Annotated in this window: 23 protein-coding genes and 1 tRNA gene; 8 read left to right on the top strand and 16 right to left on the bottom strand. The window is 54.3% G+C overall.

The window, feature by feature from the left end; all coding sequences use genetic code 11:
- Nucleotides 1-84: 84 nt before the first annotated feature.
- Entirely contained in the window at nucleotides 85-1305 is a 1221-nt protein-coding gene (gene fabB / locus KGA69_RS13465) for a beta-ketoacyl-ACP synthase I (protein ID WP_015706178.1), read from the bottom strand.
- A gap of 158 nt (nucleotides 1306-1463) precedes the next feature.
- On the opposite strand from fabB, the gene mnmC reads away from it, so the two are divergent.
- A complete protein-coding gene (gene mnmC / locus KGA69_RS13460) occupies nucleotides 1464-3452 on the top strand; it encodes a bifunctional tRNA (5-methylaminomethyl-2-thiouridine)(34)-methyltransferase MnmC2/FAD-dependent 5-carboxymethylaminomethyl-2-thiouridine(34) oxidoreductase MnmC1 (protein WP_213292386.1) in 1989 nt (662 codons plus the stop codon).
- 367 nt (nucleotides 3453-3819) lie between these two features.
- On the opposite strand, the gene KGA69_RS13455 is transcribed toward mnmC, so the two are convergent.
- The 6 genes from KGA69_RS13455 to prmB are packed head-to-tail and all read right to left on the bottom strand — an operon-like array spanning nucleotide 3820 to nucleotide 8376.
- A complete protein-coding gene (locus tag KGA69_RS13455; RefSeq protein ID WP_045391507.1) occupies nucleotides 3820-4101 on the bottom strand; it encodes a YfcL family protein in 282 nt (93 codons plus the stop codon).
- Between the two features lie 32 nt (nucleotides 4102-4133).
- Complete coding sequence (locus KGA69_RS13450) at nucleotides 4134-4682, bottom strand: elongation factor P hydroxylase (RefSeq protein WP_045391509.1); 549 nt, start codon at nucleotides 4680-4682, stop codon at nucleotides 4134-4136.
- A complete protein-coding gene (locus KGA69_RS13445; RefSeq protein ID WP_045391512.1) occupies nucleotides 4682-5491 on the bottom strand; it encodes a sulfite exporter TauE/SafE family protein in 810 nt (269 codons plus the stop codon). The genes KGA69_RS13450 and KGA69_RS13445 overlap by 1 nt, the downstream gene beginning before the upstream one ends.
- Nucleotides 5491-6315 (bottom strand): penicillin-insensitive murein endopeptidase, encoded by an 825-nt coding sequence (mepA, locus tag KGA69_RS13440; RefSeq protein WP_015706180.1) that lies wholly within the window; start codon nucleotides 6313-6315, stop codon nucleotides 5491-5493. Before mepA ends, KGA69_RS13445 begins: the two co-directional genes overlap by 1 nt.
- Nucleotides 6316-6318: 3 nt before the next feature.
- Nucleotides 6319-7404: a chorismate synthase gene (gene aroC, locus KGA69_RS13435; RefSeq protein WP_049059558.1), complete on the bottom strand. Its 1086-nt coding sequence runs from the start codon at nucleotides 7402-7404 to the stop codon at nucleotides 6319-6321.
- 39 nt (nucleotides 7405-7443) lie between these two features.
- A complete protein-coding gene (gene prmB, locus KGA69_RS13430) occupies nucleotides 7444-8376 on the bottom strand; it encodes a 50S ribosomal protein L3 N(5)-glutamine methyltransferase (protein WP_047043358.1) in 933 nt (310 codons plus the stop codon).
- Nucleotides 8377-8542: 166 nt separating this feature from the next.
- Between prmB and smrB the strand changes: the two genes are divergently transcribed.
- The gene (gene smrB, locus KGA69_RS13425; RefSeq protein ID WP_047066232.1) at nucleotides 8543-9094 is read left to right on the top strand and encodes an endonuclease SmrB; all 552 of its coding nucleotides are present in this window, start codon (nucleotides 8543-8545) and stop codon (nucleotides 9092-9094) included.
- A 23-nt stretch (nucleotides 9095-9117) separates the two neighbouring features.
- Here smrB and sixA read toward each other — a convergent pair whose 3' ends face one another.
- From sixA to KGA69_RS13405, 4 genes are all read right to left on the bottom strand, one after another.
- Nucleotides 9118-9603: a phosphohistidine phosphatase SixA gene (sixA, locus tag KGA69_RS13420; protein WP_045391518.1), complete on the bottom strand. Its 486-nt coding sequence runs from the start codon at nucleotides 9601-9603 to the stop codon at nucleotides 9118-9120.
- Nucleotides 9604-9813: 210 nt separating this feature from the next.
- Nucleotides 9814-11958 (bottom strand): fatty acid oxidation complex subunit alpha FadJ, encoded by a 2145-nt coding sequence (gene fadJ / locus KGA69_RS13415; protein WP_213292385.1) that lies wholly within the window; start codon nucleotides 11956-11958, stop codon nucleotides 9814-9816.
- A complete protein-coding gene (gene fadI / locus KGA69_RS13410; protein ID WP_045391522.1) occupies nucleotides 11958-13268 on the bottom strand; it encodes an acetyl-CoA C-acyltransferase FadI in 1311 nt (436 codons plus the stop codon). The genes fadJ and fadI overlap by 1 nt, the downstream gene beginning before the upstream one ends.
- 159 nt (nucleotides 13269-13427) lie before the next feature.
- On the bottom strand, nucleotides 13428-13712 hold the full coding sequence (locus tag KGA69_RS13405; RefSeq protein ID WP_015706185.1) for a YfcZ/YiiS family protein: 285 nt from the start codon (nucleotides 13710-13712) through the stop codon (nucleotides 13428-13430).
- Nucleotides 13713-14083: 371 nt separating this feature from the next.
- On the opposite strand from KGA69_RS13405, the gene fadL reads away from it, so the two are divergent.
- Entirely contained in the window at nucleotides 14084-15406 is a 1323-nt protein-coding gene (gene fadL, locus KGA69_RS13400; RefSeq protein ID WP_045391524.1) for a long-chain fatty acid transporter FadL, read from the top strand.
- Between the two features lie 66 nt (nucleotides 15407-15472).
- On the opposite strand, the gene mlaA is transcribed toward fadL, so the two are convergent.
- The gene (gene mlaA / locus KGA69_RS13395) at nucleotides 15473-16234 is read right to left on the bottom strand and encodes a phospholipid-binding lipoprotein MlaA (RefSeq protein WP_045376992.1); all 762 of its coding nucleotides are present in this window, start codon (nucleotides 16232-16234) and stop codon (nucleotides 15473-15475) included.
- A 247-nt stretch (nucleotides 16235-16481) separates the two neighbouring features.
- Here mlaA and KGA69_RS13390 point away from each other — a divergent pair, with 247 nt between their 5' ends.
- Entirely contained in the window at nucleotides 16482-17393 is a 912-nt protein-coding gene (locus KGA69_RS13390; protein ID WP_045391527.1) for a formate/nitrite transporter family protein, read from the top strand.
- A gap of 74 nt (nucleotides 17394-17467) precedes the next feature.
- Nucleotides 17468-17542, top strand: a tRNA-Arg gene (locus KGA69_RS13385).
- Nucleotides 17543-17566: 24 nt separating this feature from the next.
- Here KGA69_RS13385 and KGA69_RS13380 read toward each other — a convergent pair.
- The 4 genes from KGA69_RS13380 to KGA69_RS13365 form a co-directional block, all read right to left on the bottom strand.
- A complete protein-coding gene (locus tag KGA69_RS13380; protein ID WP_045391530.1) occupies nucleotides 17567-18688 on the bottom strand; it encodes a hypothetical protein in 1122 nt (373 codons plus the stop codon).
- Nucleotides 18689-18762: 74 nt separating this feature from the next.
- Nucleotides 18763-21207, bottom strand: a complete 2445-nt coding sequence (locus KGA69_RS13375) for a T6SS phospholipase effector Tle1-like catalytic domain-containing protein (RefSeq protein ID WP_213292384.1) — start codon at nucleotides 21205-21207, stop codon at nucleotides 18763-18765.
- Complete coding sequence (locus KGA69_RS13370; protein ID WP_045391536.1) at nucleotides 21195-21767, bottom strand: DUF3304 domain-containing protein; 573 nt, start codon at nucleotides 21765-21767, stop codon at nucleotides 21195-21197. The genes KGA69_RS13375 and KGA69_RS13370 overlap by 13 nt, the downstream gene beginning before the upstream one ends.
- A 48-nt stretch (nucleotides 21768-21815) precedes the next feature.
- Nucleotides 21816-22595, bottom strand: coding sequence for a DUF4123 domain-containing protein (locus KGA69_RS13365; protein WP_045391539.1), 780 nt, complete (start codon nucleotides 22593-22595; stop codon nucleotides 21816-21818).
- A 323-nt stretch (nucleotides 22596-22918) separates the two neighbouring features.
- Between KGA69_RS13365 and KGA69_RS13360 the strand changes: the two genes are divergently transcribed.
- From KGA69_RS13360 to KGA69_RS13350, 3 genes are all read left to right on the top strand, one after another.
- Nucleotides 22919-23410 (top strand): WbuC family cupin fold metalloprotein, encoded by a 492-nt coding sequence (locus tag KGA69_RS13360; protein ID WP_045391542.1) that lies wholly within the window; start codon nucleotides 22919-22921, stop codon nucleotides 23408-23410.
- A gap of 347 nt (nucleotides 23411-23757) precedes the next feature.
- Complete coding sequence (locus KGA69_RS13355) at nucleotides 23758-24621, top strand: hypothetical protein (RefSeq protein ID WP_045391545.1); 864 nt, start codon at nucleotides 23758-23760, stop codon at nucleotides 24619-24621.
- A 348-nt stretch (nucleotides 24622-24969) separates the two neighbouring features.
- Nucleotides 24970-25647: a MipA/OmpV family protein gene (locus tag KGA69_RS13350; RefSeq protein WP_052667981.1), complete on the top strand. Its 678-nt coding sequence runs from the start codon at nucleotides 24970-24972 to the stop codon at nucleotides 25645-25647.
- The last annotated feature ends 201 nt before the right edge of the window (nucleotides 25648-25848 follow it).

Raw genomic sequence — 25848 nt, 5'->3', positions numbered from 1 at the left:
AGCAATTTGCCTTCTCTCGCCGGGCGCTGTCAAGACGTCAAAAAAAGGGGAGCCTGAGGCTCCCCTGGTTCTGTTTCGTACCAATTAGGCGTTGTATTTACGCATAACCAGAGTAGCGTTGGTGCCGCCGAAGCCGAAGCTGTTGGACATCACGGTGGTCAGTTGAGCATCGGTCGGTTTGGTGACGATGTTAAGGCCGGCAGCCTGCTCGTCCATCTCTTCGATGTTGATGCTTGGCGCGATAAAACCGTGTTCCAGCATCAGCAGAGAGTAGATGGCTTCCTGTACGCCTGCGGCGCCCAGAGAGTGGCCGGTCATCGCTTTGGTGGCGGAGATAGCCGGGCTATTGTCGCCGAAGACTTCGCGGATCGCGCCCAGCTCTTTCACGTCGCCTACCGGAGTAGAAGTGCCGTGGGAGTTCAGGTAGTCAATCGGGGTATCAACGCCGTGCATCGCCATCTGCATGCAGCGCACTGCGCCTTCGCCAGATGGAGCAACCATGTCCGCGCCATCGGAAGTCGCGCCGTAACCGACGATTTCCGCATAGATATGCGCGCCGCGCGCCAGCGCGTGTTCCAGCTCTTCAACCACGACCATGCCGCCGCCGCCCGCGATAACGAAACCGTCGCGGTTCGCATCATAGGTACGGGACGCTTTGTCCGGAGAATCGTTGTATTTGGTGGACAGCGCGCCCATGGCGTCGAATTCGCAAGCCATTTCCCAGCACAGCTCTTCGCCGCCGCCGGCAAAGACGATGTCCTGTTTGCCCAGCTGAATCTGTTCTACCGCGTTACCAATGCAGTGTGCGGAAGTGGCGCAAGCGGAGCTGATAGAGTAGTTGACGCCGTGGATTTTAAACGGCGTGGCGAGGCAGGCGGATACGCCGGAAGCCATCGCTTTGGTGACAACATATGGGCCCACGGCTTTCAGACCACGCGGACTACGCATGGCATCGGCGCCGAAGACCTGGAATTTCGGGGATCCGCCGCCGGAACCTGCAATCAGGCCGACACGCGGGTTGTTCTGGTATGCTTCCGGCGCCAGACCGGCGTCGGCTACCGCCTGCTCCATGGACAGATAAGCATAAATGGATGCATCGCTCATAAAGCGAACTACTTTGCGGTCAATGAGGCCCGTGGTATCCAGTTTGACGTTGCCCCATACGTGGCTACGCATTCCTGAATCCTTCAGCTCCTGAGAGAAAGTGATCCCTGAACGTCCTTCACGCAGAGATGCCAGGACTTCCTGCTGGTTATTACCGATGCTGGAAACGATGCCCAAGCCAGTAATCACTGCACGTTTCATTCAATACCTCTGTAAGTCGCACTATTTTAAGTTTCGAGTCGCACAATAGCGTACACTTGTACGCCGAACAAGTCCGATCAGCCATTTTGTGTATAAATTTGCGCCTTCTGGCACACATCGTTAAGATCGCGCTACGCCTTGTGATTCGAGTAACTTACGTGAAACAAAACGCCATACAACCCGCCAACCTGGAATTCAACGCTGAGGGTACACCTGTTTCCCGAGATTTTGACGACGTTTATTTTTCTAATGACAACGGTCTGGAAGAGACGCGCTACGTTTTTCTCAACGGCAACCGGCTTGATAGCCGTTTCCCAACCCACCCGCGCTCGCTGTTTATCGTCGCGGAGAGCGGCTTCGGCACCGGGCTCAATTTCCTGACGCTGTGGCAGGCGTTTGCTGTTTTTCGTCGCGATAATCCGCAGGCTACGCTGCAAAGATTACATTTCATCAGTTTTGAAAAATTTCCGCTGAAGGCCGACGACCTGCGTCTGGCGCACCAGCACTGGCCGGAACTGGCGCCGTGGGCTGAACAGCTACAGGCGCAGTGGCCGCTGCCAATCGCGGGCTGCCACCGCCTGCTGCTCGACGATGGCCGCGTCACGCTGGATTTATGGTTTGGCGATATCAACGCGCTTACCGACCAGCTTGATGATTCCTTTAACCGCCAGGTCGACGCCTGGTTCCTCGACGGCTTCTCGCCGGCGAAAAATCCGGATATGTGGACGCCGGGGCTGTTTTCCGCCATGGCGCGCCTGGCCCGCCCCGGCGGCACGCTGGCGACCTTTACCTCAGCCGGTTTCGTTCGCCGCGGGCTGCAGGAGGCCGGTTTTAGCATGCAAAAACGCAAAGGCTTTGGCCGCAAGCGCGAAATGCTAATCGGCGAATTGACCGCCGACGCGCCGACGCTGGCGCGGACGCCATGGTTTGCCCGCAGCGGCAGTCAATCGCGCGAAGCGGCGGTGATCGGCGGCGGTATCGCCAGCGCCCTGCTCTCGCTGGCGCTGCTGCGTCGCGGCTGGCAGGTGACGTTGTACTGCGCTGACGATGCGCCCGCCCGCGGCGCATCCGGCAATCGCCAGGGCGCGCTGTATCCGCTATTAAGCCAGCACGACCCTTCGCTGGCGCGCTTTTTCCCGGCGGCGTTTACTTTCGCGCGCCGCGTTTACGACGCGTTGCCAGTGGAATTCGATCATCAATGGTGCGGCGTAACCCAACTCGCCTGGGATGAAAAAAGCACGCAGAAAATCGCCCAAATGCTGGCGTCAGATATACCTGCGGAGCTCGCCCGCGCGGTGACGGCGGATCGGGTCGCTGAACTTACCGGCGTTGATACCGGCTGCGGCGGCATTACCTATCCTGCCGGCGGCTGGCTGTGCCCGCAGCAGTTGACGGCAGAATTGCTGTCGCTGGCGGCGACGCAGGGACTACGCAGCCACTTCTGTTATCCCGTTGAAACGCTCTGCGCGGAGGGCGACGGCTGGTTGCTCAATCAGCAGCATCATCATCAGGCGGTGGTACTGGCGAACGGACATCGCCTGACTGATTTTGCCCAGACCGCGCAGTTGCCGGCTTATCCGGTCGGCGGCCAGGTTAGCCATATCCCCACCACGCCGGGGCTTTCCGCCCTGCGCCAGGTGTTATGCTATGACGGCTATCTGACGCCGCAGAATCCCGCGAATCAGCAACACTGTATCGGCGCCAGCTATAATCGCGGCAAGACGGATACCGATTTCAGCGCCGAAGATCAGAGGCAAAATCGCCAGCGCCTGATTGATTGTTTCCCGCAGGCGGCATGGGCAAAAGAGGTGGATGTTAGCGGCAACGACGCCCGTTGCGGCGTACGCTGCGCCACCCGCGACCACCTGCCGATGGTGGGCAATGTTCCGGATTATGAGAAAACGTTGACGCAGTACGCCACGCTTCACGAACAGCAGGAAAATGTCGACAGCGCGCCGGTTTATCACAATCTGTTTATGCTCGCGGCATTGGGATCTCGTGGGCTGTGCACCGCGCCATTGAGCGCCGAACTGCTGGCCGCGCAGATGAGTGAAGAACCGCTGCCGCTGGATAGCGACACGCTGGCGGCGCTGAATCCGAATCGGCTGTGGGTGAGAAAACTGCTGAAGGGAAAAGCGGTAAAATAACGGCGACTTGCGCCTTATCCGGCCTACGGTCCGTGCAGTCTGCCGTTAATTTATTCACTACGCAGGCTAAAACTGCCGGCGCTGGTGGCCTAAAAACCCCCGGTGGCGCTGCGCTTACCGGGGCTACAGCGCTGTGCGATTTGGTAGCCCGGAAGGCCCTGTGCGCTCTCTGCGCCACGGAAAACATATTGCAGAAGAATTAACCGGGAGCGCAAGATACTCTGGAGCGAAACGAGATAAATGCTTTCTCAAGATAAAAGTTGCAAACCGATAACAGTATCTACAGCCTGGTAGCCCCGGTAAGCGCAGCGCGACCGGGGAGAGTCTCCGGATGTCGGCTAACGCCTCATCCGGATGACATCAGTTATCAGGCCTGATTTTTCGCCTGCTGGTACAGGTTATTCCACATCCCCTGCACCAGAATCTGGTCCGGCGGCGACAGTTCGCCCGCGCTAATGGCCTTTTCCAGGCTGCTGGCGACTTTATCATTAATCGCCTGCGCCGAGTGCTCCCCTTCCCCTTCCAGCTCGGCCACCGCCAGCGTCAGGTGGCCGCGCAGATAACCGCCAGCAAACAGTTCGTCATCACTGGCGTGGTCTACCATATCGTCAATTAACGCCAGAATGCGTGATTCAAACTCCGCGATCATCGTCTTTCCTCTTTCATTTGTAATTCGTGGCTTTAGTGCAGGTCTTCCGGCCACGGAAATTGTTCTGCCGTCAGCGGCGGCGTTTGGTAATACTGTTGCAGCGCGCGAATAAAGCGCGCCGGGCGCTCAGGGATCCCCTGCTCCAGATAAGTCATCACCTGGGCATGCACGCGCCGCTGAAACGCAATACGGTCGGGTTCAAAGTCGCCTTCCAGGTTGTCGCAGCTGACGTTAAATGGAAATCCCGCCGCCGTACAGAACAACCAGTCAAAAGCCTGTGGCTTAACCTCGACGTCTTCGAACTTGCTTTGCGTCATTGCATCGCGGCCGTCCGGGCAGTACCAGTAACCAAAATCCACCAGCTCGCGCCGCGCCTTGCCGGCGATACACCAGTGGGAAATTTCGTGCAGAGCGCTGGCGTAAAAGCCGTGGGCAAACACGATCCGGTTATAGGGCACTTCGCTATCTGCAGGAAGATAGATCGGTTCGTCGTCGCCTTTAATCAGACGGGTATTAAAATCATCGGCAAAGCAGCCGTCAAAGATCTCGACCAACTGCTGATAATGGTGTTGCTGTTGCATTAGTGAATTCCCAACCACTGCAAAATCTCAGCCCCGTGGCTGTCGTAAAGAAGTTTAGCGCTCATCACCGCGGAGACGATGACGATCATCGGCCGAATCAGCGACTGTCCTTTACTCAGCACCAGCCGCGAACCGGCGCGAGCGCCGATAAACTGCCCGGCCATCATCACAAAACCGGTAGCCCAAATCACTTTGCCGCCGATAATAAACAGCAGCAGGCCGCCAATATTGGAGGTGGCGTTTAGCAGTTTGGCGTGAGCGGTGGATTTCGCCAGATTAAACCCGGCGAGCGTCACAAAGGCCAGCGCATAAAAAGAACCGGCGCCGGGGCCAAAAAAACCATCGTAGAAACCAACGCTGCCGCCAGCGACCAGCGCGAACGGCAAGCCATACAGGCGACGCTGACGATCGGATTCCCCGAGCTTCGGCATCAGCAAAAAGTACAGCCCGATGCCAATCACCAGCAGCGGCAGGATTTGCTTTAAAATATCGGACTGCACGTGCTGCACCAGCAGCGCGCCCGCCGTCGAGCCGATAAAAGTCATCAGAATATTGAGTTTCTGATCGGCGAGATTCACTACCTTGCGACGGATAAAATAGAGCGTCGCGGAAATGGAACCGCCGCAGGCCTGTAGCTTGTTGGTCGCCAACGCCTGAGCGGGCGGCATACCCGCCGCCATCAGCGCCGGGACGGTCAACAACCCGCCGCCGCCGGCTAAGGAATCAATAAATCCGGCCAGAATCGCGACAAAAAAGAGCGCCACCAGAACCATTGGCGACACCATAAACAGCTCGGCAAAACTATCCATTAGAGAAGATGCTCATCCAGTAGCGCCTGGCAGGAAGGCGGCAGCGGAGGCGGCGTCTTCTTCACAGGTGGGGTTGACCCAGGTTTAGGCGGTTCAAACCAGCTTTGCAGCTCGGCTCCGCAGCCATCGCCAGCCGGCGGCGGTGCTTGATCTTCGCACTCAAGGCTGCCCGCCGGGCAGCGCAGGCGCACGTGCATATGGGCGCGATGCTGGAACCACGGGCGGACTTTGCGTAGCCATTGGCGATCGTTACCGGCATCGAGGCACAATTGCTGTTTGATAGCCGGGTTGACGAAAATACGTGTTACATCGTTATCTTCCGCCGCCATTTTAATCAGATTGCTGATTTGCGGGCTCCACAGCGACGGCACCACCCGCTTACCATCGCGGGCGACTAAGTCCAGCGCCTGCGGTTTCAGCAGCTGTGCGGAGGTCCAACGGGTCTGCGGCAGTTGCAGGAAAATATCAACATCCAGACCCGACTGATGGCTGGCGTGGCCGCCGTTAAAGCGCCCGCCGGCAGGCATGCCCATATCGCCAATCAGCACCGTCCCCATACCTTTATTGTGCGCCTGCAGGCTCAGTCGCTGAATAAACTGCACGAGATCCGGGTGGCCGAAGTAGCGCCGCTGATCGGTACGCATCACCTGGTAATCAGGGGAGTTCAACGGTAACGGCTGGGCGCCGACGATGCAGCCATTGGCAAACGCGCCAATAGATTGAGCGCTGCCGCTAATCGGCTGGGATATTTTCTGCCACGGCGTCGCCGCCAGGCTGGCGGTGCTGGCCAACAGCGCCAGCAGTGCGATAACGGTATTTTTCATCGGTTACCAGCGTGGTATTGTTGTCGTCACGTCGCCATTCTGCGCGCGCTGACGCATAAAGTGATCCATTAACACGATAGCCAGCATGGCCTCGGCGATTGGAACCGCGCGAATGCCGACGCACGGATCGTGACGCCCTTTGGTGATCATTTCGACTTCTTCGCCGAAGCGGTTAATCGTATGACCGGGAACGGTAATACTGGAGGTTGGCTTCAGCGCGATGTTAGCAACAATTTGCTGACCGCTGCTGATACCGCCAAGAATGCCGCCGGCGTGGTTACTCTGGAAGCCAGCTTTGGTGATTTCGTCGCGGTTTTCACTGCCGCGCAGTTTGACCACCTCAAAACCATCGCCGATTTCTACCCCTTTCACCGCGTTGATGCTCATCAGCGCGTGGGCGATATCGGCATCCAGACGGTCGAAGACCGGCTCGCCGAGGCCCGGAGGAACGCCGTCCGCCACGACGGTCACTTTCGCGCCGATCGAGTCGCCCTCTTTTTTCAGGCCGCGCATCAGTTCATCCAGCGCCTCGATTTTATCCGGATCCGGGCAGAAGAATGGGTTCTGCTCAACCTGATCCCAGTCTTTGATAGCCAGCGGAATATCGCCCATCTGCGTCAGGCAGCCGCGGATAACAATACCGAATTTGGCCGCGAGGAATTTTTTGGCAATCGCCCCGGCCGCCACGCGCATCGCGGTTTCACGCGCGGACGAACGCCCGCCGCCGCGATAGTCGCGCAGGCCATATTTCTGCTCGTAGGTGTAATCCGCATGGCCCGGACGGAACACATCTTTAATCGCGCCGTAGTCCTGAGAACGCTGATCGGTGTTCTCAATCAGCAGGCCAATGCTGGTGCCGGTGGTCACGCCTTCGAAGACGCCAGAGAGGATTTTCACCTGGTCCGGTTCGCGGCGCTGGGTGGTGTAACGCGATGTCCCAGGGCGACGGCGATCCAGGTCGTGCTGCAGGTCGGCTTCGGTCAGCGGAATGCCTGGCGGCACCCCATCGACGATGCAGCCCAGCGCCAGGCCGTGCGATTCGCCGAAGGTGGTGACGCGAAAGAGTTGTCCAATTGTATTTCCTGCCATCACGGCTCCGTTCTTTTCGTTATGTTTGCGTGTTGTTTTTTAGTCTTTATAAATGCCGAAATGCGCGCGCGCGTCAATGAGCTGCTGTTTAGTCAGCATAAAGACGCCATCACCGCCGTTATCAAACTCAAGCCAGGTGAACGGCACGTCCGGGTACTGCTCCATCAGATGTACCATGCTGTTACCGACTTCACAAATCAGAATACCGTCGTCGTTGAGGTAATCCGGCGCGCAGCCGAGAATGCGGCGCGTCAGCTTCAGACCATCGCTGCCGGAAGCCAGACCCAGCACCGGCTCATGCTCATACTCGTCCGGCAGGTCAGCCATATCTTCTTCATCAACGTACGGCGGATTGGTCACGATTAGATCGTACTGCAGCTTCGGCAGATCGCGGAACAGATCGGAGCGGATCGGGGTAACCTGGTTAATCAGGCCATGCTCTTCAACGTTATGTTCGGCAACGGCCAGCGCGTCCGGGGAGATATCGACAGCGTCGACTTCGGCTTCCGGGAAGGCATAGGCGCAGGCGATAGCAATGCAGGCGCTACCGGTACACATATCGAGAATATGTTGCGGTTTATGGTTTATCAGCCCGGCGAACTGGTTATTGATCAGTTCGCCAATCGGCGAACGCGGTACCAGCACGCGCTCATCGACATAGAATTCATGGCCGCAGAACCACGCTTTGTTGGTCAGGTAAGCGACGGGAATACGTTCGTTGACGCGGCGAATCACGCGCTCGACGATACGATGTTTTTCGCTGGAGGTCAGGCGCGCGGCGCGCATATCTTCCGGTATATCTAACGGCAGGTACAGCGAGGGTAGTACCAGCTGTACAGCCTCATCCCACGGGTTATCGGTACCATGACCGTACCAGATGTTGGCGGCGCTAAAACGACTTACCGCCCAACGCAGCATGTCCTGAATGGTCTGCAGCTCATTGACCGCTTCATCAACAAAAATTTTATCCACGCAATCCTCCAGGGCACGCTCTGCTATAAATTCGGCGGCTAGTTTGCCACGACGGCGGCGATAAATCAGCATTCTTGCGCAGCCGACATAGGGAAAAATAGGTTTTCCTTGCCTGAAGCGCGGGCGAGTCGGGTAAACTACCGAAAAGAAATAGTGAGATTGGGCAATGAAAAAGAAAACATCGCTAAGCGCGGAGGATCAGGCGCTGTTCCGCCAGCTAATGACCGGCACCCGGCAAATTAAACAGGACACCATCGTACACCGCCCGCAGCGCAAGAAACTCAGCGAGGTACCGCCCAAGCGATTGCTGCAGGAACAGGTGGATAACAGCCACTATTTTTCCGACGAATTTCAGCCGTTGCTCAATACGGAAGGCGCGATGAAGTACGTGCGCGCGGATGTCAGCCATTTTGAGTTGAAAAAACTGCGCCGCGGCGACTATTCGCCGGAGCTGTTTCTCGATCTGCACGGTTTAACCCAACAGCAGGCGAAACAAGAACTCGGCGCGCTGATTGCCGCCTGCCGCCGCGAACACGTCTTCTGCGCCTGCGTGATGCACGGGCACGGCAAACATATCCTCAAGCAGCAAACGCCGCTGTGGCTGGCGCAACATCCGCATATTATGGCGTTCCATCAGGCACCAAAAGAGTACGGCGGCGATGCCGCGCTATTGGTACTGATTGAAGTTGAAGAGTGGTTGCCGCCGGAGCTTCCGTAAACGGAAGCTCCGGGGGGAAAGCCTTAGATTGCTTTCGCCATTCTCAAATTGCAGGGGCTCATCTGCCAGGTGAATTCGCCCTTGCCGTCGGCGTCGAGGGTGACGCAGGCAATGGCTGAGGTCGTAAACATCGGGGGCGTTTCCCCCGGGCACAGCTCTGAGACGAGGTACCCCACCAGCGGCAGGTGTGAAACGACCAGCGCCGTTTTCACGCCTTCATTTGCCAGCGCCTGAAGATAAGCGCTGACCATCCCTACATCGCCGCATGGCGTGAGTTCCGGCATCACGTCGACATCTTTCGGCAGGTTCATGCACTCCCCTACTATGTCCAGAGTTTGCTCTGCACGCAGGTAAGGGCTGACAAGCACCCGCTCAATATCCACTTTTTGACCTTTCAGCCAGGTTGCCATCTGACGAGATTCGTCACAACCGCAAACGGTTAAGGGACGAACGGAGTCACTGGCTGCATCGAGGGCAGCGTCGCCGTGACGCATGATAAAAACTTGCATATTGCACCGCTTTTGTTAACCAGAATCACCGCAACTCGCTCTGCGTAAACAATACGCAGGCGACCCGGTGGCCGGGCATTGTGCCTGATCCATCCAACGAATGAAACGCTGTTTTTTACCTCAATGGCGTAAGTATAGTCAATATTTGTTTACAAAACCGCCAATCAACAGCGCCAGCCAACGTTGGATTTACCTTCTTTTGACCACAACTTAGGTCGTCCGTTCACCAGTGGGCCAAAAGGTCGCCCCCTGCTCGGCCATGCGTAATAAGGTGTCGCACGGAGAAAAACGAGGGCCGTACTGTGCGGCCAGACGCTGCAAGATTGCGGCGACTTCACCCGCGCCGAGGCTATCCATATAGCGGAACGAGCCGCCGAGAAACGGCGGAAAACCTATACCAAAGACGGCGCCAATGTCGCCATCGCGCGCGCTGCGCACGATCTGTTCATCAACACAGCGCGCCGCTTCGTTGAGCATCATCATCACGCAGCGTTCAGCAACCTGCTGAGCAGACAAACGCGCCTGCGGACTGGCTACTGCCAATAATGGGTAAATAGCAGGGTCAGCCCGTTTTTTGCTTTTACGCCTTTTTGTCTCATAAAGATAGAAACCGCGATTATTTTTTCTCCCTTTGCGATCGTCCTTCAAAATCGCGTCAATGATGTTTGCAGGCGGGCTAAAACGTTCACCAAAAGCGGTCTCCAGTACCGGGATAATCTTAGTGCCGGTATCAATGCCGACTTCATCCAGCAACTGAATAGGTCCGACCGGGAAACCAAATTTAACCAATGCATTATCAATATGTTCGACCGGCTCGCCTTCCAGCAGCAGGCGCATGGCTTCATTGATATAGGGCGCCAGAATACGGTTAACATAAAAACCGGCGCGATCCGCGACCACGATTGGCGTTTTCCCCTGCAGCTTCGCGAGCTTGACCACCGTGGCGATAGTTTGCTCATCGGTCGTTGCGTGCGGGATAACCTCAACAAGCGGCATTTTTTCGACCGGGCTGAAAAAATGCAGACCGATGACCTTCTCCGGCCGGGCGGCCTGAGCGGCGATCTCGCCGATCGGTAACGATGAGGTGTTAGAGGCAAAGATCGTTTGCGGCCCGCAGCATTGTTCGATCTCGGCAACCATCCGCTGCTTGAGCGCCAGATCCTCAAACACCGCTTCGATCACCACATCGCGATGGGCAAAGCCATGATAATCTGTGGCCCCGGAAATCAGCGCCAGCTGACGATCGCGTTCACTGGCGCGCAGATAGCGGCGACGCACCTGCTTATCCAGCAGATCCCAGCTGTACTTCAGCGCATGATTGATGCCTTTCGCCTGAATGTCTTTTATGCGTACCGGCAGACCGCCTTTACAAGCGGTGACGTAAGCAATACCGCCTCCCATTAAACCACCGCCTAGCACGCCAATGCTTTTAAGCGCAGCAGGGTCAGCCTCGGCGCCACGATCTTTTTTCAGATCGGTACTGGCAAAGAAAATAGAGCGTAACGCTTGCGATTGCGGCGTCATCGCCAGTTCGCCAAACGCCCGCGCCTCTTCTGCATAACCGCTGCTGCAGCCGTGCGCCAGTCCGTTTTCTATCACCTGTAAAATACGCTCTGCCGCCGGGTAATTACCCTGCGTTTTTTGCCGGGTCTTTTTTGCCGCCATGCGGAACAGCAGCTGACGGCCCAGAGGCCCGGCAAGCACCCGTTCGCGCGCCGGTACTGTTCGGCTCGCCGGCCGGCCCTGTAGCGCCAACTCAACCGCGGTCTGTAGCAATATCGATTGCGGGACAACATCGTCCACCAGACCGGCTTTCAGCGCCTGACGCGGACGCAATTGTTTACCGGTGAGGATCATTTCGAGCGCCGTACTGACGCCAATCAGCCGCGGCAGGCGTTGAGTGCCGCCCGATCCCGGTAGCAACCCCAGCTGTACTTCCGGCAATCCCAACCGCGTTTTATCATCATCGCTACAGACTCGCCCATGACAGGCCAGCGCCAGCTCCAGGCCGCCGCCAAGGCAGGCGCCGTGAATGGCGGCAATCACCGGGATAGAAAGCGCGTTGATCTCGGCCATGATCTGCTGACCCTGACGCGCCAGCGCTTCGGCCTCTGCGGCGCTGGTACAACGAGCAATCATGTTGATATCGGCGCCGGCGATAAAGTTATCGGGTTTAGCGGAGATAAATACAGCGCCGCGCAGCGCTTTATTCTCGCGGAGCTGACGGATAATCGCCCGTACCTCGCCGCCGAACTCGGCTTTCAGTGTGTTCATCTTTTCGCCGGGCGCGTCGATGGTGATAACGGCGATATTATCCGGGCGAACTTCAAGCGTAAAAGCTGTTGCCGCTTCCATTATTCGGCCTCCAGAACCATAGCTGAACCTAAACCCCCTGCCGCGCAGGCGGTAACCAGACCAAATCCGCCGCCGCGGCGCCGGAGTTCATGCAAGGTCTGCGTAATCATGCGCGCGCCGGTCGCCGCAAAGGGGTGTCCGTAAGCGATAGAGCCGCCCAGCACATTGAACTTGCTGGCATCGACTTCCCCGGTCGCCTGCGCGCGGCCCAGAACTTCCCGGGCGAAACGATTGCTGGCTAAACATTGTAAATTCGCCAACGTCTGCGCCGCGAAAGCCTCATGCATATCAATCAGCGTGAGGTCTGCAAGGGTAATTCCGGCCCTGTCGAGCGCCAGGGGAGTCGCCCACGCAGGGCCCAGCAGCATATCCTGCCAGACATCAATAGCGGTGAAAGCGTAGCTACGCAGATAGCCCAGCGGCGTTAACCCCAACTCTTTGGCCCGGGATTCGGTCATCATGATCACCGCGGCGGCGCCGTCGGTAAGCGGCGTACTGTTTGCTGCCGTCACGCTGCCGTGTTTACGATCGAACGCCGGACGTAACTTCTGGTAATCCGCGAGGGTTGAATTTTTACGAATATTGTTGTCCTGTTCCAGCGGCTCGCGATAAGGCGGCACATAGGCCGTCATCACTTCACTGGCCAATTTGCCCTCTTCCCAGGCGCGGGCGGCAAGCTGATGCGAGCGCAGCGCCAGCGCGTCCTGATCTTCACGGCTGATGCCCCAGGTTTTCGCCATCTGCTCAGCGGTGTCGCCCATCCGCAGGCCGGTTGAGTATTCCGCGACAGCTGGCGGCACCGGTAAAAGATCGCGCAGGCGCAGGCGGGAAAAGAGTTTTAGCCGTTGACCAAGGGTACGCGCTTTATTGGCATCCACCAGGGTGCGGGCCAGTTTTTTACTCACGCCGATGGGGAGAACGGAAGAGGAATCCGCGCCGCCGGCAATGCCCGCGCGGATCGTGCCGGCCATCAGGCTTTCGGCAATATTGGCTACCGCCTGAAAACTGGTGGCGCAGGCGCGACTAACACTATAGGCGTCGGTATGCACATTCATGCCGGTACCGAGCACGATTTCACGAGCAATATTAGGCGCTTCCGGCATCTGCACAACCTGGCCAAAGACCAGCTGTTCAATCACTTCCGGGGGAACTTCACTGCGCGCCAGCATTTCGCCGACGACCATTTTACCCAGATCAACGGCCGGAACGCCGTGATACGCCGTCGCCTGACGGGCAAATGGGGTACGTAAACCGCTGACAATGGCAATGCGATCGCCCTGACGGGTGATAAGCGGTAATGCCTGACTCATAACACTCCCCTGTTAACCGATAAAACCAAGTGGTCTGACCTGATAACTAGTCTTAACTAATTTTTTACATTAAGCCAATCGGGGAAGAGAAAAAGTGGGAGCCAAAACACATTGAATAGAAAAGATAACGCCTCAGGAAAGAGGCGTTAAGAGAGAGGATTAACGTAACCCCAGCTGGAAGATCAGCGATTCCGCTTCGCAGCTAAAAACAAAATCGATATTCAGCTGCACGCCGCCGTCAACATCGGTGAACGTCGAGTTAATTTTGCACGGTTCAGACTCAACATTGCGGGCTTTTTCGCTCAGCGCGGCGAGCGTCGCTTCCGCTTCAGCGCGGTTGGCAAACACGCGGCTGTAGGAGGCGGTGCAGTCGGTGTTGTCCACAATGGTGCCAACATCCATACAGCAGCAAACTGGGGTTTCATCAGCGCTACATTTACTCATCGTAGATTTCCTCTGTATATGCACCTTTGGTGCCAGACAAATAATGCGCCTATTTTACGCCCGCCCCCGGCCGCCCTCCAGTTGTTAATAGCAAGAAAACGGTTAAGTGACAGAAATCACACTTAAAAATGATCCAAAACAAAAATGCACCACTTTGGGCATGACGCACCGGGGCAATTTTGCCAGCTGGATCGCGTTTCTGTTATCACAATTGAAAAATCTCATAAACAAACTTGCAACAACTCATCTGGTCAGACCTATACTCAGGCCACTGGTCTGATTTCTCTGTCGTAAAGCAGACCCTACACTTCGCGCTTCTGTTACGGCATGTAACATAGTTTAAATAAAAATAACTCAATGAGGTTATGGGCATGAGCCAGAAAACCCGCTTTACCCAATCTGCCCTTGCAGTGGCTGTAGCACTTGTTTCAACCCAAGCCTGGTCCGCAGGATTCCAGTTAAATGAATTCTCCTCTTCAGGTCTTGGTCGTGCCTATTCCGGTGAAGGGGCAATCGCTGACGATGCGGGCAACGCCAGCCGTAACCCCGCGTTAATCATGATGTTTGACCGCCCGACGATGTCGGCAGGCGCCGTCTTCGTCGACCCGGACGTTAATGTTTCTGGTACCTCGCCTACCGGTAAAAGTCTGAATGCAGACAATATTGCCCCAACGGCATGGGTACCAAACTTCCACTTTGTTTCGCCAATAAACGAGCAGTTTGGTTGGGGCGCATCTATTACCTCTAACTATGGTCTCGCGACTGAGTTTGCTGATGACTATGCTGCCGGCAGTATGGGTGGCAAAACCGATCTCACCACCGTTAACCTCAATTTAAGCGGCGCCTATCGCCTGAACAGCAACTGGAGCTTTGGTTTAGGGTTTGATGCGGTGTATGCGAAAGCGAAAATCGAACGCTACGCAGGTGATTTAGGACAAATCGTTGCCGGTTCCGGCAAGCTGCCTCCAGCGCTAGCGGGCCGGGTCTCCCAGATCCCTGCAGACACTCAGATTGCGCATTTGAACGGCAACGAATGGGGCTTCGGCTGGAACGCCGGTATCCTGTATGAGCTGGACAAAAACAACCGCTACGGTTTCACCTACCGCTCTGAAGTTAAAATCGACTTTGATGGCAACTATAAGAGCGATCTGCCGTCCGCGTATAACCAGATCCTCGGCAACTTCGGTCTACCGGCCGGTACCGATGGCCGTACCACTAACGGCGCGCTGACTCTCAATCTGCCAGAAATGTGGGAGCTGTCGGGTTATAACCGCGTCGCGCCGCAGTGGGCAGTGCACTATAGCCTGACCTACACCAGCTGGAGCCAGTTCCAGGAGCTGAAGGCCACCGGCAGCAATGGTCAGACGCTGTTCTATAAAGATGAAGGCTTTAAAGATGCTTATCGCATCGCGCTGGGTACCACCTATTACTATGACGATAACTGGACCTTCCGTACCGGTATCGCCTTCGATGATAGCCCGATTCCGGCCGGCACCCGCTCCATCTCTATCCCGGATCAGGATCGCCTGTGGCTGAGCGCCGGTACCACCTACGCGTTCAATAAAGATGCTTCAGTGGATGTCGGCGTCTCTTACATGCACGGTCAGCACGTAGAAATTAAAGAAGGTCCTTACACCTTCCGTTCTGAAGGTACCGCCTGGCTGTACGGCGCGAACTTCAACTACCGCTTCTGATAAGCAAACGATATAAAAAAAGGGTGAACATCATGTTCACCCTTTTTCTTTTATGAATCGCGTGGATTACTGCGAATCGATATCTTTCAGCTCATCCTGAATCGCCTGCGCGTTCGGGTTGTCTGCCGGCGTCAGCTTACCGCCGTTAGCGATAAAATCGTGCCGCTGGAAGTAGGCTTCACGCATCAGGATGTACGGATCGGAAGACTGGCGCAGCAGGCCGTCGGAATCCAGCAGCTGAGCGCGAGTTTCAATCCCTTCTACCGCCCATTTACCGATAGACATCGGCCAGGTCAGCCAGGAGAGTACCGGATACAGGCCATCGGCCATGTCGCCGCCCTCATCACGCAGGGTGAAACTGCCGTAGAACGGTAACTGTACGTACGGGCCGTAGCCCACGCCGTAGTGGCCCAGCGTGCTACCGAAACGATGCGGTTCAACGCGCTGCAGCTGCGGGTTCGCCATACCGGCCACGTCGATCAAGCCGCCCATCCCAAGAATGGTGTTAAGGAAGAAGCGAGTGAAATGCACCATGCCTTTATAGGGATCGCCCTGCAGGAAGGAGTTGACCATTACCGCCGGTTCTTCAAGGTTGCTGGTGAAGTTGCTTAAACCATTACGCGCCGGTTGCGGCACATAATCACGCCAGGCGACGGCAACGGGGCGCAGTACATAAGGATCAACCACATTAAAGTTGAAGTTGAACATGGTACGGTTAAACCCTTCAAGCGGATCTGAACGCCCCTGCGACCGATCGTCAGTGCTGGAACTGGCGCATCCCACCAGCAATGTGGCGCCAAGCGCAAGCGCCGACAGGCGATAATTCATAGGTTTCTCCCTGTTAATTCTGGCTATCGCTGGAGGCATCCGGGACGGCGCCCCCATTAGCATTTTATCGTTGGGTAGCTGCTTTCAGCATAGCCTTCTTTGGCATCAATGTAGCTTCCCGATTCTATACATATTTTGCAATATTCGTATTGCTATTCTTGCCATTGCGCTGAATTTAGGAGCATATCCTGTGCCGCCGCGCTGATTTCTCTCTACGCTTAGTAACAAATACAAAGGGAGAGCAGCCATGACCCGACAAAATAGCGCCACCGGCACACATGATAGCGATGAACGCGAAGTTGAAAGCGAAGAGAAGCAACATGGCGAGAAAATAGAAGTGGATGAGGAGCGTCTGCCTTCGCAGGCAATGGCCACCCATGAGGTGATTCGCCAGGAGGGAGAAAAGGAGCTCGAGCGCGATGCCATGGCGCTACTGTGGTCAGCGATTGCCGCCGGCTTATCAATTAGCGCTTCGCTGGTGGCCAAGGGAATTTTTCATGTTCACCTCAGCGCCCTGCCCGGCGGTTATCTGCTGGAGAATTTGGGTTACACCTTCGGCTTTATTATCGTCATTCTCGCCCGTCAGCAGCTGTTTACGGAAAATACCGTTACCGCCGTGCTGCCGATTATGCATAAACCCAGCGCCGGTAATATTGCGCTATTGCTACGCCTGTGGGGCGTGGTGTTATTAGGTAATTTATTGGGTGGCGCTATCGCCGCCTGGGCGTTTAATATCATGCCGATTTTCGATGACGCCACTCGTGAGGCGTTTCACAGCATCAGCCAGAAAGTCATGGAGAATACGCCTGGCGAGATGTTCGCCAATGCGATTATTTCCGGCTGGCTGGTGGCGACAATGGTCTGGATGTTCCCGGCCGCTGGTTCGGCGAAAGTCATCGTCATCATCCTGATGACCTGGCTGATTGCACTGGCGGACACCACGCATATCGTCGTCGGCAGTGTGGAAATTTTCTATCTGATTTTCAGCGGCGCCCTGCCCTGGCAAGAGTTCATCTGGCCCTTCGCGCTGCCGACGCTCGCCGGCAACATCTGCGGCGGCACCTTTATCTTCGCCCTGCTAAGCCACGCCCAGATTCGCAACGACATGACCCAGGAACAGAAAGCCAAAGCGAAGGCCGAAGCAGATAAAAAGGGCTAAACGGCTGCAAATTAAGCAATTAATCGCAATGCGCTTAACGGGCGGCGGAAAAAACGCTATAATCCCGCCGCCTTGTCCCCTTAGTTAAATGGATATAACGAGCCCCTCCTAAGGGCTAGTTGCAGGTTCGATTCCTGCAGGGGACACCATGTTTACCTCATATTACGGCTATTTCAATTCTCTTCCCCACCCGGTTTAACGATCCCAAGTGCCAGCGTATGTTGCGGATCGCGGGCTATCCAACTACAAGGTCGGCGAAAATACTCAGCACTTATCGCGGCAAGCGCGATGACTATTAACATTTCCATCTCGCCACAGTTGCCCCAATAAACATCCTGCCGATGGCGGGTAATATTCCAGCCGCAGCCAGATAGCGTAGGCTGCGCAAACAGTATGCAGGCGTCAGGCGCCTCTTCGAGCCCGATTTGCCGCTCCGCTCGAGAGCAAGTCTCTGATAATGTTTCTTTATCTGTAACATCGTACACTTCACCGCGAGTGAGGCAGACGGAGCCGCCCTTACCAACCAGCCATAATGCCGCCGACTCGCCGGCTGGCAGTACCGAGTAAAAGGAAGCCATTAGCGAGTGGCACCCGGCCACCAGAATCGCTTCATTGCTCGCTAAGGTGTCGCTTATCGCAGCAAATTCCGCAAGGCTCTGTTCGCCTCGCCACAACCGTGGCTCAGCAGGCAACCCGACTGTAGGAAATGTCGCCTGCATCTGAGCGCAAAATGCCTGCCAGGCGCGGCGCGAACCCTGCCAGTAACAGCACCGTAAATCAGGTAACCCGGCGTGGAGGCGTTGTTCCTTCCATTGCAGCACCAGCATTTTCGCGAGCTGTACCTCGCGTTCATGCGCAGGCTCAACCAAGGTACGGGCAACTCGTAATGCCTTGCCGCTCGCCTCGTTTTTTACCTCTGCGGGACGCTGTTCATGTTTGAGCAGGCGCCACCAATGCGTATTCGTTGATCCAGACGGCCCGAGCAACACTACGTCACTTAACGTAAAATGCAGCTGATGCTCTGCCCACCACTCCTGCTGATACTGACTGACCAGCCGGTAATAGTATTGAGCGTAATGAACCGACAGCCGGTAATAGAGGAGACGAAGCATCCACAGTATCACCATCACTATCGCACTGCCGCATGACACTATGCCGACAACGTTTCCGACAGGCTGAAGTATTAGCTCCCCGATTCCCGAGAACACCACCACTATCAAGCTTATCGACAGCCAGAGCACACCATATGGCGGGCTGGCAACCTGGTAAGGCGGATATTCAGGTAATGGCCTCATCTTCCATATCCGCACAATAGGTGCAGAGTAAGGTTCTGGCGTCTTTCCTGTAACATTGTTCGCTCCTGCTCCAACTATACCAGCAGCGCTGAGGCTATTGATTCCGTCCAACGCTTTTCTATTTGTGATTTCTTCAGCGCCAGCCGCTGCTCACTAATCATCTGGGTTTGACCGGCAACGACCAGGCCAGGCTCCATGGTGGGCAACTGTAACTGCGCGGCGTTTTTCAGCATCGATAATGGCTTACCAGAAAGCAGATCGATTGCCTGAGTTTCCAGATAAATAGCCCCCGCAGCGCCAATTACCCCAATAAGCTCACCCATTACCCGCTTCTGTTTAATGATAACGGCGACACCGCCTGCGACCGTCGCTGCCCCAACTACCGCACCAGCAATCATCAGTGGAGTTAGCGGTTTACTACTTCGGCTGCCAAAGTAGATCATCCGCTGCAGAAAATAACTCCCCCACGGCTCGCGGGCTCCTAGAGCGCTGTGCATAAACCATGCGCGGGAATCATGTATTTGCTCGTCGAACAACGCCCGTACCAGTCCTGCTGGCAGATGGGCATTACTGCTCTCACCCTGCGGCGGAAAAAGTATTTTTTCTCGCTCGGCGCCTGTGGTTTTTATTTTTAGCCACTCACCGTATTCATCATCACCATTTAGCAGGAAAATCGCATTACTCATTGCGTCGACGGCCTTAAACAACCAATTGCCGTTATCCGTACGCGATAGTCGATGATAATCCTCCCGAAACTCATCTGCCGCCTGACGCAATTGCGTCTGCCCAAGCGCGGCATCAAAATCTTTTGGCCCCTGCGGCAGCATCAGAAACGCGGACTCCTGATCTTGCTCAACAATACGTTTACGCCGTGCTTTTTCTACCGCCTGTTGGGCCTCCTCTCTCTCAGCTTCAGATTTTTTTCTGACCTGCGGATCGCTATCTTTATCCAGTCCATTTGCCGCAGAATCGATGTAAAAGCGCTGGGTCTTGTAGCTACCGCCGGCATAGCGATTAATGCGCCATGCGGTGATCCAAGCGATCTGTTCTTCCAGGGCTCGTTCCAGGCAGAGGGGAGCACGTTGTGGGTCATATTTGGCGGCCAGTTCTTTACTAATATCTTTGGCGTAACTTTCAACACTTAAAGTTAAAGTCCTCCAACTGTTAAAACGCAGAACCACTTCTGGAGAAATATCAAAGTCACGAACTAATTGGACGGGCATAACGCGCCAAAGATCCTTTTGCAAATCAACAGGTAAACTTTGCAGCTTCACCTTTAATGGCGCACCTATATTATAGGCTGCAGCGTATATATCATTCAGCGCAATTTGGGATATTAATTCTAAATCAGAATCACCTTTTCCCTGATCCCCCGGCGGATATCCTCCCCCTATATCCGAGTGCACCCCCGGATAAATAACCTCCACGCTATTCGCCGGGTATTTGCCGTCCGGGCGGCGAATGGAATCCAGCGGGAAACACAGCCGCTGTTCATGTGCCGAAACCAGATGTACACAGCGTTTGATAAATCCGCCGTAGAACTCTTCATCCGGCAGCTCCTGGCTTCCGTCCGCCCACCCCATATGTCCTTCCGCTACGGGGGCAATATGCGCGACCCCCACTGAAGCAACGGTATCTAACAGGCCCAGAAACTCCACGCTTAATGGGATCTTCAGCTCTCCCACCGCCAGACACTGTTCGGGCTTTGTTTCTCCCTCCCCTGGCTTTGGCAGCAGTTCGCTCAGCCAGTTAACAAAGGTCCTGGCCGCTGCCGCTCCACGAGAAAAACCATACACATACAGCTTAATGCCTAATAGCTTCTGTTTGCCGGGCATAGCGGGCAGCAGCGCTTTGCGCAGATCTGCGGACATTGCATTCAACAGATTATGGATGGTTTCATAGCGGTTAGCGCTGCCGGTCAGGCCAAAGGAAACCATCGATGTTGCCATCTTTTTGACCGCCTTCCAGCTGTCGCCATCCGAGAGCGCATCCTTATCCATGGTCCGTTTGAGAGCATCGACCAGCCGTAGCAGCCCCCAGTTTATCCGGTCTTCGCCGTGTGTTGCCGCGGCGAGTCCCATTATGCTGAAATCCAGATCCATCACCTCCGGGAAAGGAGTACCGACGCCGGGAATATAATATTTGTAGTATTTATTGCCGTCACTGTTGCTGGCATCCAGCAGCTCAGGCCCTTTATCCGCCAACCCACCAGCATAACCCTGGCCAATAGTGGCGCGGAACAGGCGGGCAATATTAGTTGGATGCTTCGGATTGGCGACAAAAAGATCGTGATTAAGGTTATTACCGGTGCCATCAAAAAACAGGCTGATATGCAGTGTTTTGCAACAGGGGGGCTCCACGCGCCGCCCGACGGCCAGCGATAATTGCTGTCGGTAGGCCGTTTCAAGGCTCTCCTGGCGGAGGCTATTCTGCCCTACCAGCGCGGCTTGCGTCGGTAAACGTCCTTGCGCCGGAAACGCAGGCGGGTACCATGCCCGCTCGCTAATTATCGCGGACATAATTTCGGCTCCATCATCTTTATAGGTTCCTTAATGGGGTATCCCGGACTGCCGTAGTTGGCACAACTGGTGGTCACTTTGGCCCGATCGCAAGGCAAAAAATGCACGGTGATCCCGCAGGTTTCCTGTCCCGTATAGTCCGGTACCGAAACTAAAAATGAATGATGTCCACCTAATGCATTGATTTTTTTATACCACTCTTGTATTTCATTTGAATAACTTTGCCACGCCTGATAATATTCTTTTTCACTCATTCTAGAGGTATCAGGCCGTTCAGGCTCTGGGATATCAGGAACATCGCTGGCAAAAGCCACCCCCGTTTCCCAGTTCACCTTTACCGTCATCCCTGGTCTCCATTTCGCAGGTACCTGGTAACAGCATCCACCACCGCCCCCCTGATACGGCCCGATAATGTCTATTCCCGACTGGCCATCGACGCTGAAAGCGTTAATCGCCCAACGGGTATGATTGATGGCTTTAATGGTTCCCGCCAGCGCCCCTTGGCTGGCGACAGTCAGCAGCAATGCCACCAGTATCACGCGCGGAAATGTTAGGTTCATGGAATATTCCTTTATCAATAACGAGGCATGTGAGTCATGATTTGGTTTTCATTCTGCAAGAGAGTGCCGTTCCACCAGGGTATTCATCACCCATTCCTCGCGATCGTTGTCCAGCAAAATTCCATTTTTTGTCGCATCCAACATCGCCCGAAAGCAGGCTGAAAAGCGTTCCTCTTGGGAGCTGAACAAGCTGTCCGGCAGACTTCGATGGCGAAGAAATAACCTAACGTCGCAAAGACACATCATCACTTCGAATTGCTCATCACTGAAAGCGATTTTCTGGCATTTTTCACCAAGCCCAAGCGGAGCGCCGTGACCGATCAATAGTGCCGGCCTGGCATCAAGATCCAGCCAGCTCCAGAAGAGTGCGGGACGACGTAGCTGCGCTTGCTGCTCGGGTTGCAGAATATCGGAAAATAGCCACGGAAATAGACGAGCGTCAAAGTAGCGAAAAAGGCCTGATCGCCCCTCATGCGTTGCATCAACGCAGTCAGTTAGCCATTCGGCTAGCGTGGAGAAAGCCCACTGCGACCCTATTGCCAGTAATGGCGTTCTGGTTTGCGTTTTATACGCCAGTTCGATAAACCACTGCCGCTGTAGCGGGGCATTAAGTGCGATACGAATCAGGAGCGGCGCCATTTCGGGCAGAGATTCCTCCGGCAGACCAAGGTAAAGGGACTGCCATTGAAGAGGGGGAGAAAACTCCTCAAGTGCCGGGATAATGGAATAATCGAGACCGCTCTGGTCAATAATAAAATCAAGATACGCCGTTTCTATTTCGGCACAAAGCGGCTCAAGCTTGCTTACCCAGTCACTTATAGATTGCATACTCAATTATGTTTCCCTCTGTAAGAAACGCTCAGGTATGTTGCTATTTCCCCCCTATTTTTATGCTACACACCTTCGCCAACAATAAAAGAATAATGATTGAGATGAGATAAAATTAAGCAACGCCACTAAAAAAATAAAAAATCACTTAAATATATTCATCAATATGAAATAGATAAATCACCCTATGCTAATGGCGTTAAATGTGCATAATCAGGTAACCGGGAGAGCAATCTGCGCTTCGTAGCGCAGATTGCTCAACTCCACCTTAGTCATGCAAACCGGCGTAAGCCCTGAGTCATCTTTTTTTGCAGGCGGTATACATGAAACAAATCACTATCAGTGATATGCAACAACAGAGCGCGGCCGCCGCGGTCTCGCCCCGCCTACGGGCGCATCGTAACTTCCATCCGGAACTCAGCGATCCGGTACAGCGTCTGGCCATTGCCATGGAGCCGGGAACTTACATTCGTCCTCACCGTCATCCTCATACTTTTGAGCTGCTGCTGCCGTTAAGCGGCCGTTTTGTAGTACTGAACTTCGATGAACAAGGCACCGTGACCCACCGCGTGGTATTAGGAGAAGAATGCACGGCGCTGGAAATGGCGGCCGGTACCTGGCATGCGGTACTGTCGCTCGATCGCGGCGGTATCATTTTTGAAGTCAAGCACGGAGGCTATCAGCCGGTAGCCGAGCAGGATTCCGCGCCATGGGCACCAGCCGAAGGCGCGCCGGGTACCGAGGAATTAATGGCGTGGTATGCCACGGCGCAGGTGGGGGATGGCGGTTTTACTCTCCAGAAGAGCGCCCGCTAATTTATGCCTGCGATGGTTACTATAAAAAGGCGCTGCGGCGTCTTTTTTATTTATCGATACAATCATTAACATCTAACGCATTCAGTTTTAGAGTAATTTATTATAGTTCAAACCCGGCTTACCGTTAATTAAGCATTGTTCTATTCCTTATTTATAAAACAGGGATTATAATTATCTACAGAGGGTATTTTAACCATCCTCCGCCGTATAAATATTATGAACTATAAACTCACATTCCTCTGATGAATAGTTTTTCATGAAAAGGATTGTGTAGTCGAATAAAAACGCTCGCGTTCTGTTAATCAGAACACGCAAACCATTTAAAACATTTATATTAAATTAACGCCATGAATAAGATAGAAAGAAACATTTGGAAGTTGAACAATCTCCCACCGCTGGAGTATTGCTCTATCGCTCGTGCGCAAAAACTCTTGCAGTGCGAACTGGAAGATTTACTTCACTGGCACGATATCGGCGCTATCAGCCTGTGCCTGAAACTGAAAAAAAATCGCGGCACTCTCAATAGCGCCTTAACCAGGAATCAAGGGGTTGGCGATTCGTCATACGGCTACGGTGGTTTTGATGACATTACCAAAGCCAATAAACCCTGGTCTCAGCACTCTAAAATAAACAATATCATCACCCTGAATGAAAATGTGTCGGTCATTGATGCCAATCACGACAGCGCCATCGCCAAAATTAAACTCAACGTTTCAGTTTCTGGTTTATGGCACACTCATTCAAGAAATCTAATGGATGTGCTGGAGAATCCGGACAACATTCAACAAGAAGATTCACTGAGCATTATCTCTCCGGCTAAAAACGTCATCTACTGCAATTTCATTCCTGATAATGATGATAAGCCGACGATTGAGCTAAGCAAGCTGTACATTACCTGTAAAGAAATTGAGAAAATTTACGAGCACACCATCAGTAGTCGTCCGCTGGAACATTCTGAAGCCGCGATGAATTCATATAATGAAAAAACCATTAATGAGCCATCCACGCCGCCGCAGAATAAGCTGCTGCTCGAATTCATTAATTATATCATTCAATCTAATCCCGCCTTTAACCGCGACCTACTTAATGCGACAGAAAGCAGTAAACAGCTCGCTTTTAAATCCATCATGGAAAAACTAAAAAAAGAAGGCATCGTCACCAACGAAAATCATTCGATGGCTTCACTCTCTGAACTGATTCTCAATTCATGATATTCATTTTTGTGCGGATTATTCACACGGATAATCCGCTACTGTTACAGTGATAGTGCTGATACCGGCGCACTTTGCTTTCCCGAGTAAAAGCAAAACAGAAAAAGTACGATAAAAGACAAAAAATATCCCCCTACCGCGTTCGCTATCGTCTATATATCTTCTATTGTTTATCACGGTCGATTCACATCGACTTCATCATCTCACGCCAACTATAAGCTCATGCTCAAACTATCCCAATGCCCCATAGCCATTCTCGGTACGCTTGCTTTGTATTGCGGTTCCGCTAGCGCTGAGGTCGACCTCGGCTCAATCGACATTTTTTCCGCCGATAACCCGAATAGCCCGGTGCCTAAAGGATGGGTTCTCGGCGGCGCCGCCATTAGCGGTACCGCACGCTACCAAAAGCAGGACAACGAAACCCACTTTATTCCCGGAGGATTGTATTTTGGCGACCAGTTAATGTATCTCGGCGATCGCGCCCGCTACTACTTTCACCTTGATGACAATATCGCGCTTTACGGCTATGGGCGCTGGCGTTTCGGTAATTTAGATCCCAGCGACGATGCGGCATTCAAGGGAATGGACGAACGTAAAGGGGAACTGGAAGGCGGTATTGGCGCTACCTGGATCACGCCATACGCGCTGATAAGCGCGCGCATCAGTTCCGATATCAGCGGTCGCAGCAACGGCCAGGAGCTGCTGTTATGGGCCGATTTTCCGATTGTTAAAGACAATCTGCTGGTGATGCCCGGTATGGGGCTGATGGTGCGTAGCCATAACATGGCGAACTACTATTTTGGCGGCGTCTCAGCAGGCGAGGCGACGCCCGAGCGCCCGCAGTGGGATACCGGTACGACGGTATCGCCAATGGTCGCCATCATTACCAGCTACCGCTTTAGCCCGCATTGGGTCGCTATGGTAGCGGCAAACTACGAACGCTATGATGACGATATTGCCGATAGCCCCATTGTCCAGCACAGCGGAGAACTGTATGGCATCCTTGGCGTTGGATATACCTGGTAGATAAACCGCATGTCTGGCAAAAATCATCCTCGCGTGAGAGAACTCAGTAGTATTTCGGCAACCCATAAGCAAATCTTATTGACTCAATCATAAATAAGTCTTTTAGCTTATGGCATAAGCTCGCTACCCTGAAGCAGGGTTCAATCTCCAGCCTGCCGCCGACTGAGTTCTTTTACCCGGCCTCTACGCCGGCATGTGCTC

This window comes from Klebsiella sp. A52 (assembly GCF_018388785.1).
Classification (GTDB): Bacteria; Pseudomonadota; Gammaproteobacteria; order Enterobacterales; family Enterobacteriaceae; genus Klebsiella; species Klebsiella aerogenes.
The sequence above is the reverse complement of the archived record's forward strand: the minus strand, read 5'-3'. Positions and strand labels throughout refer to the sequence as shown.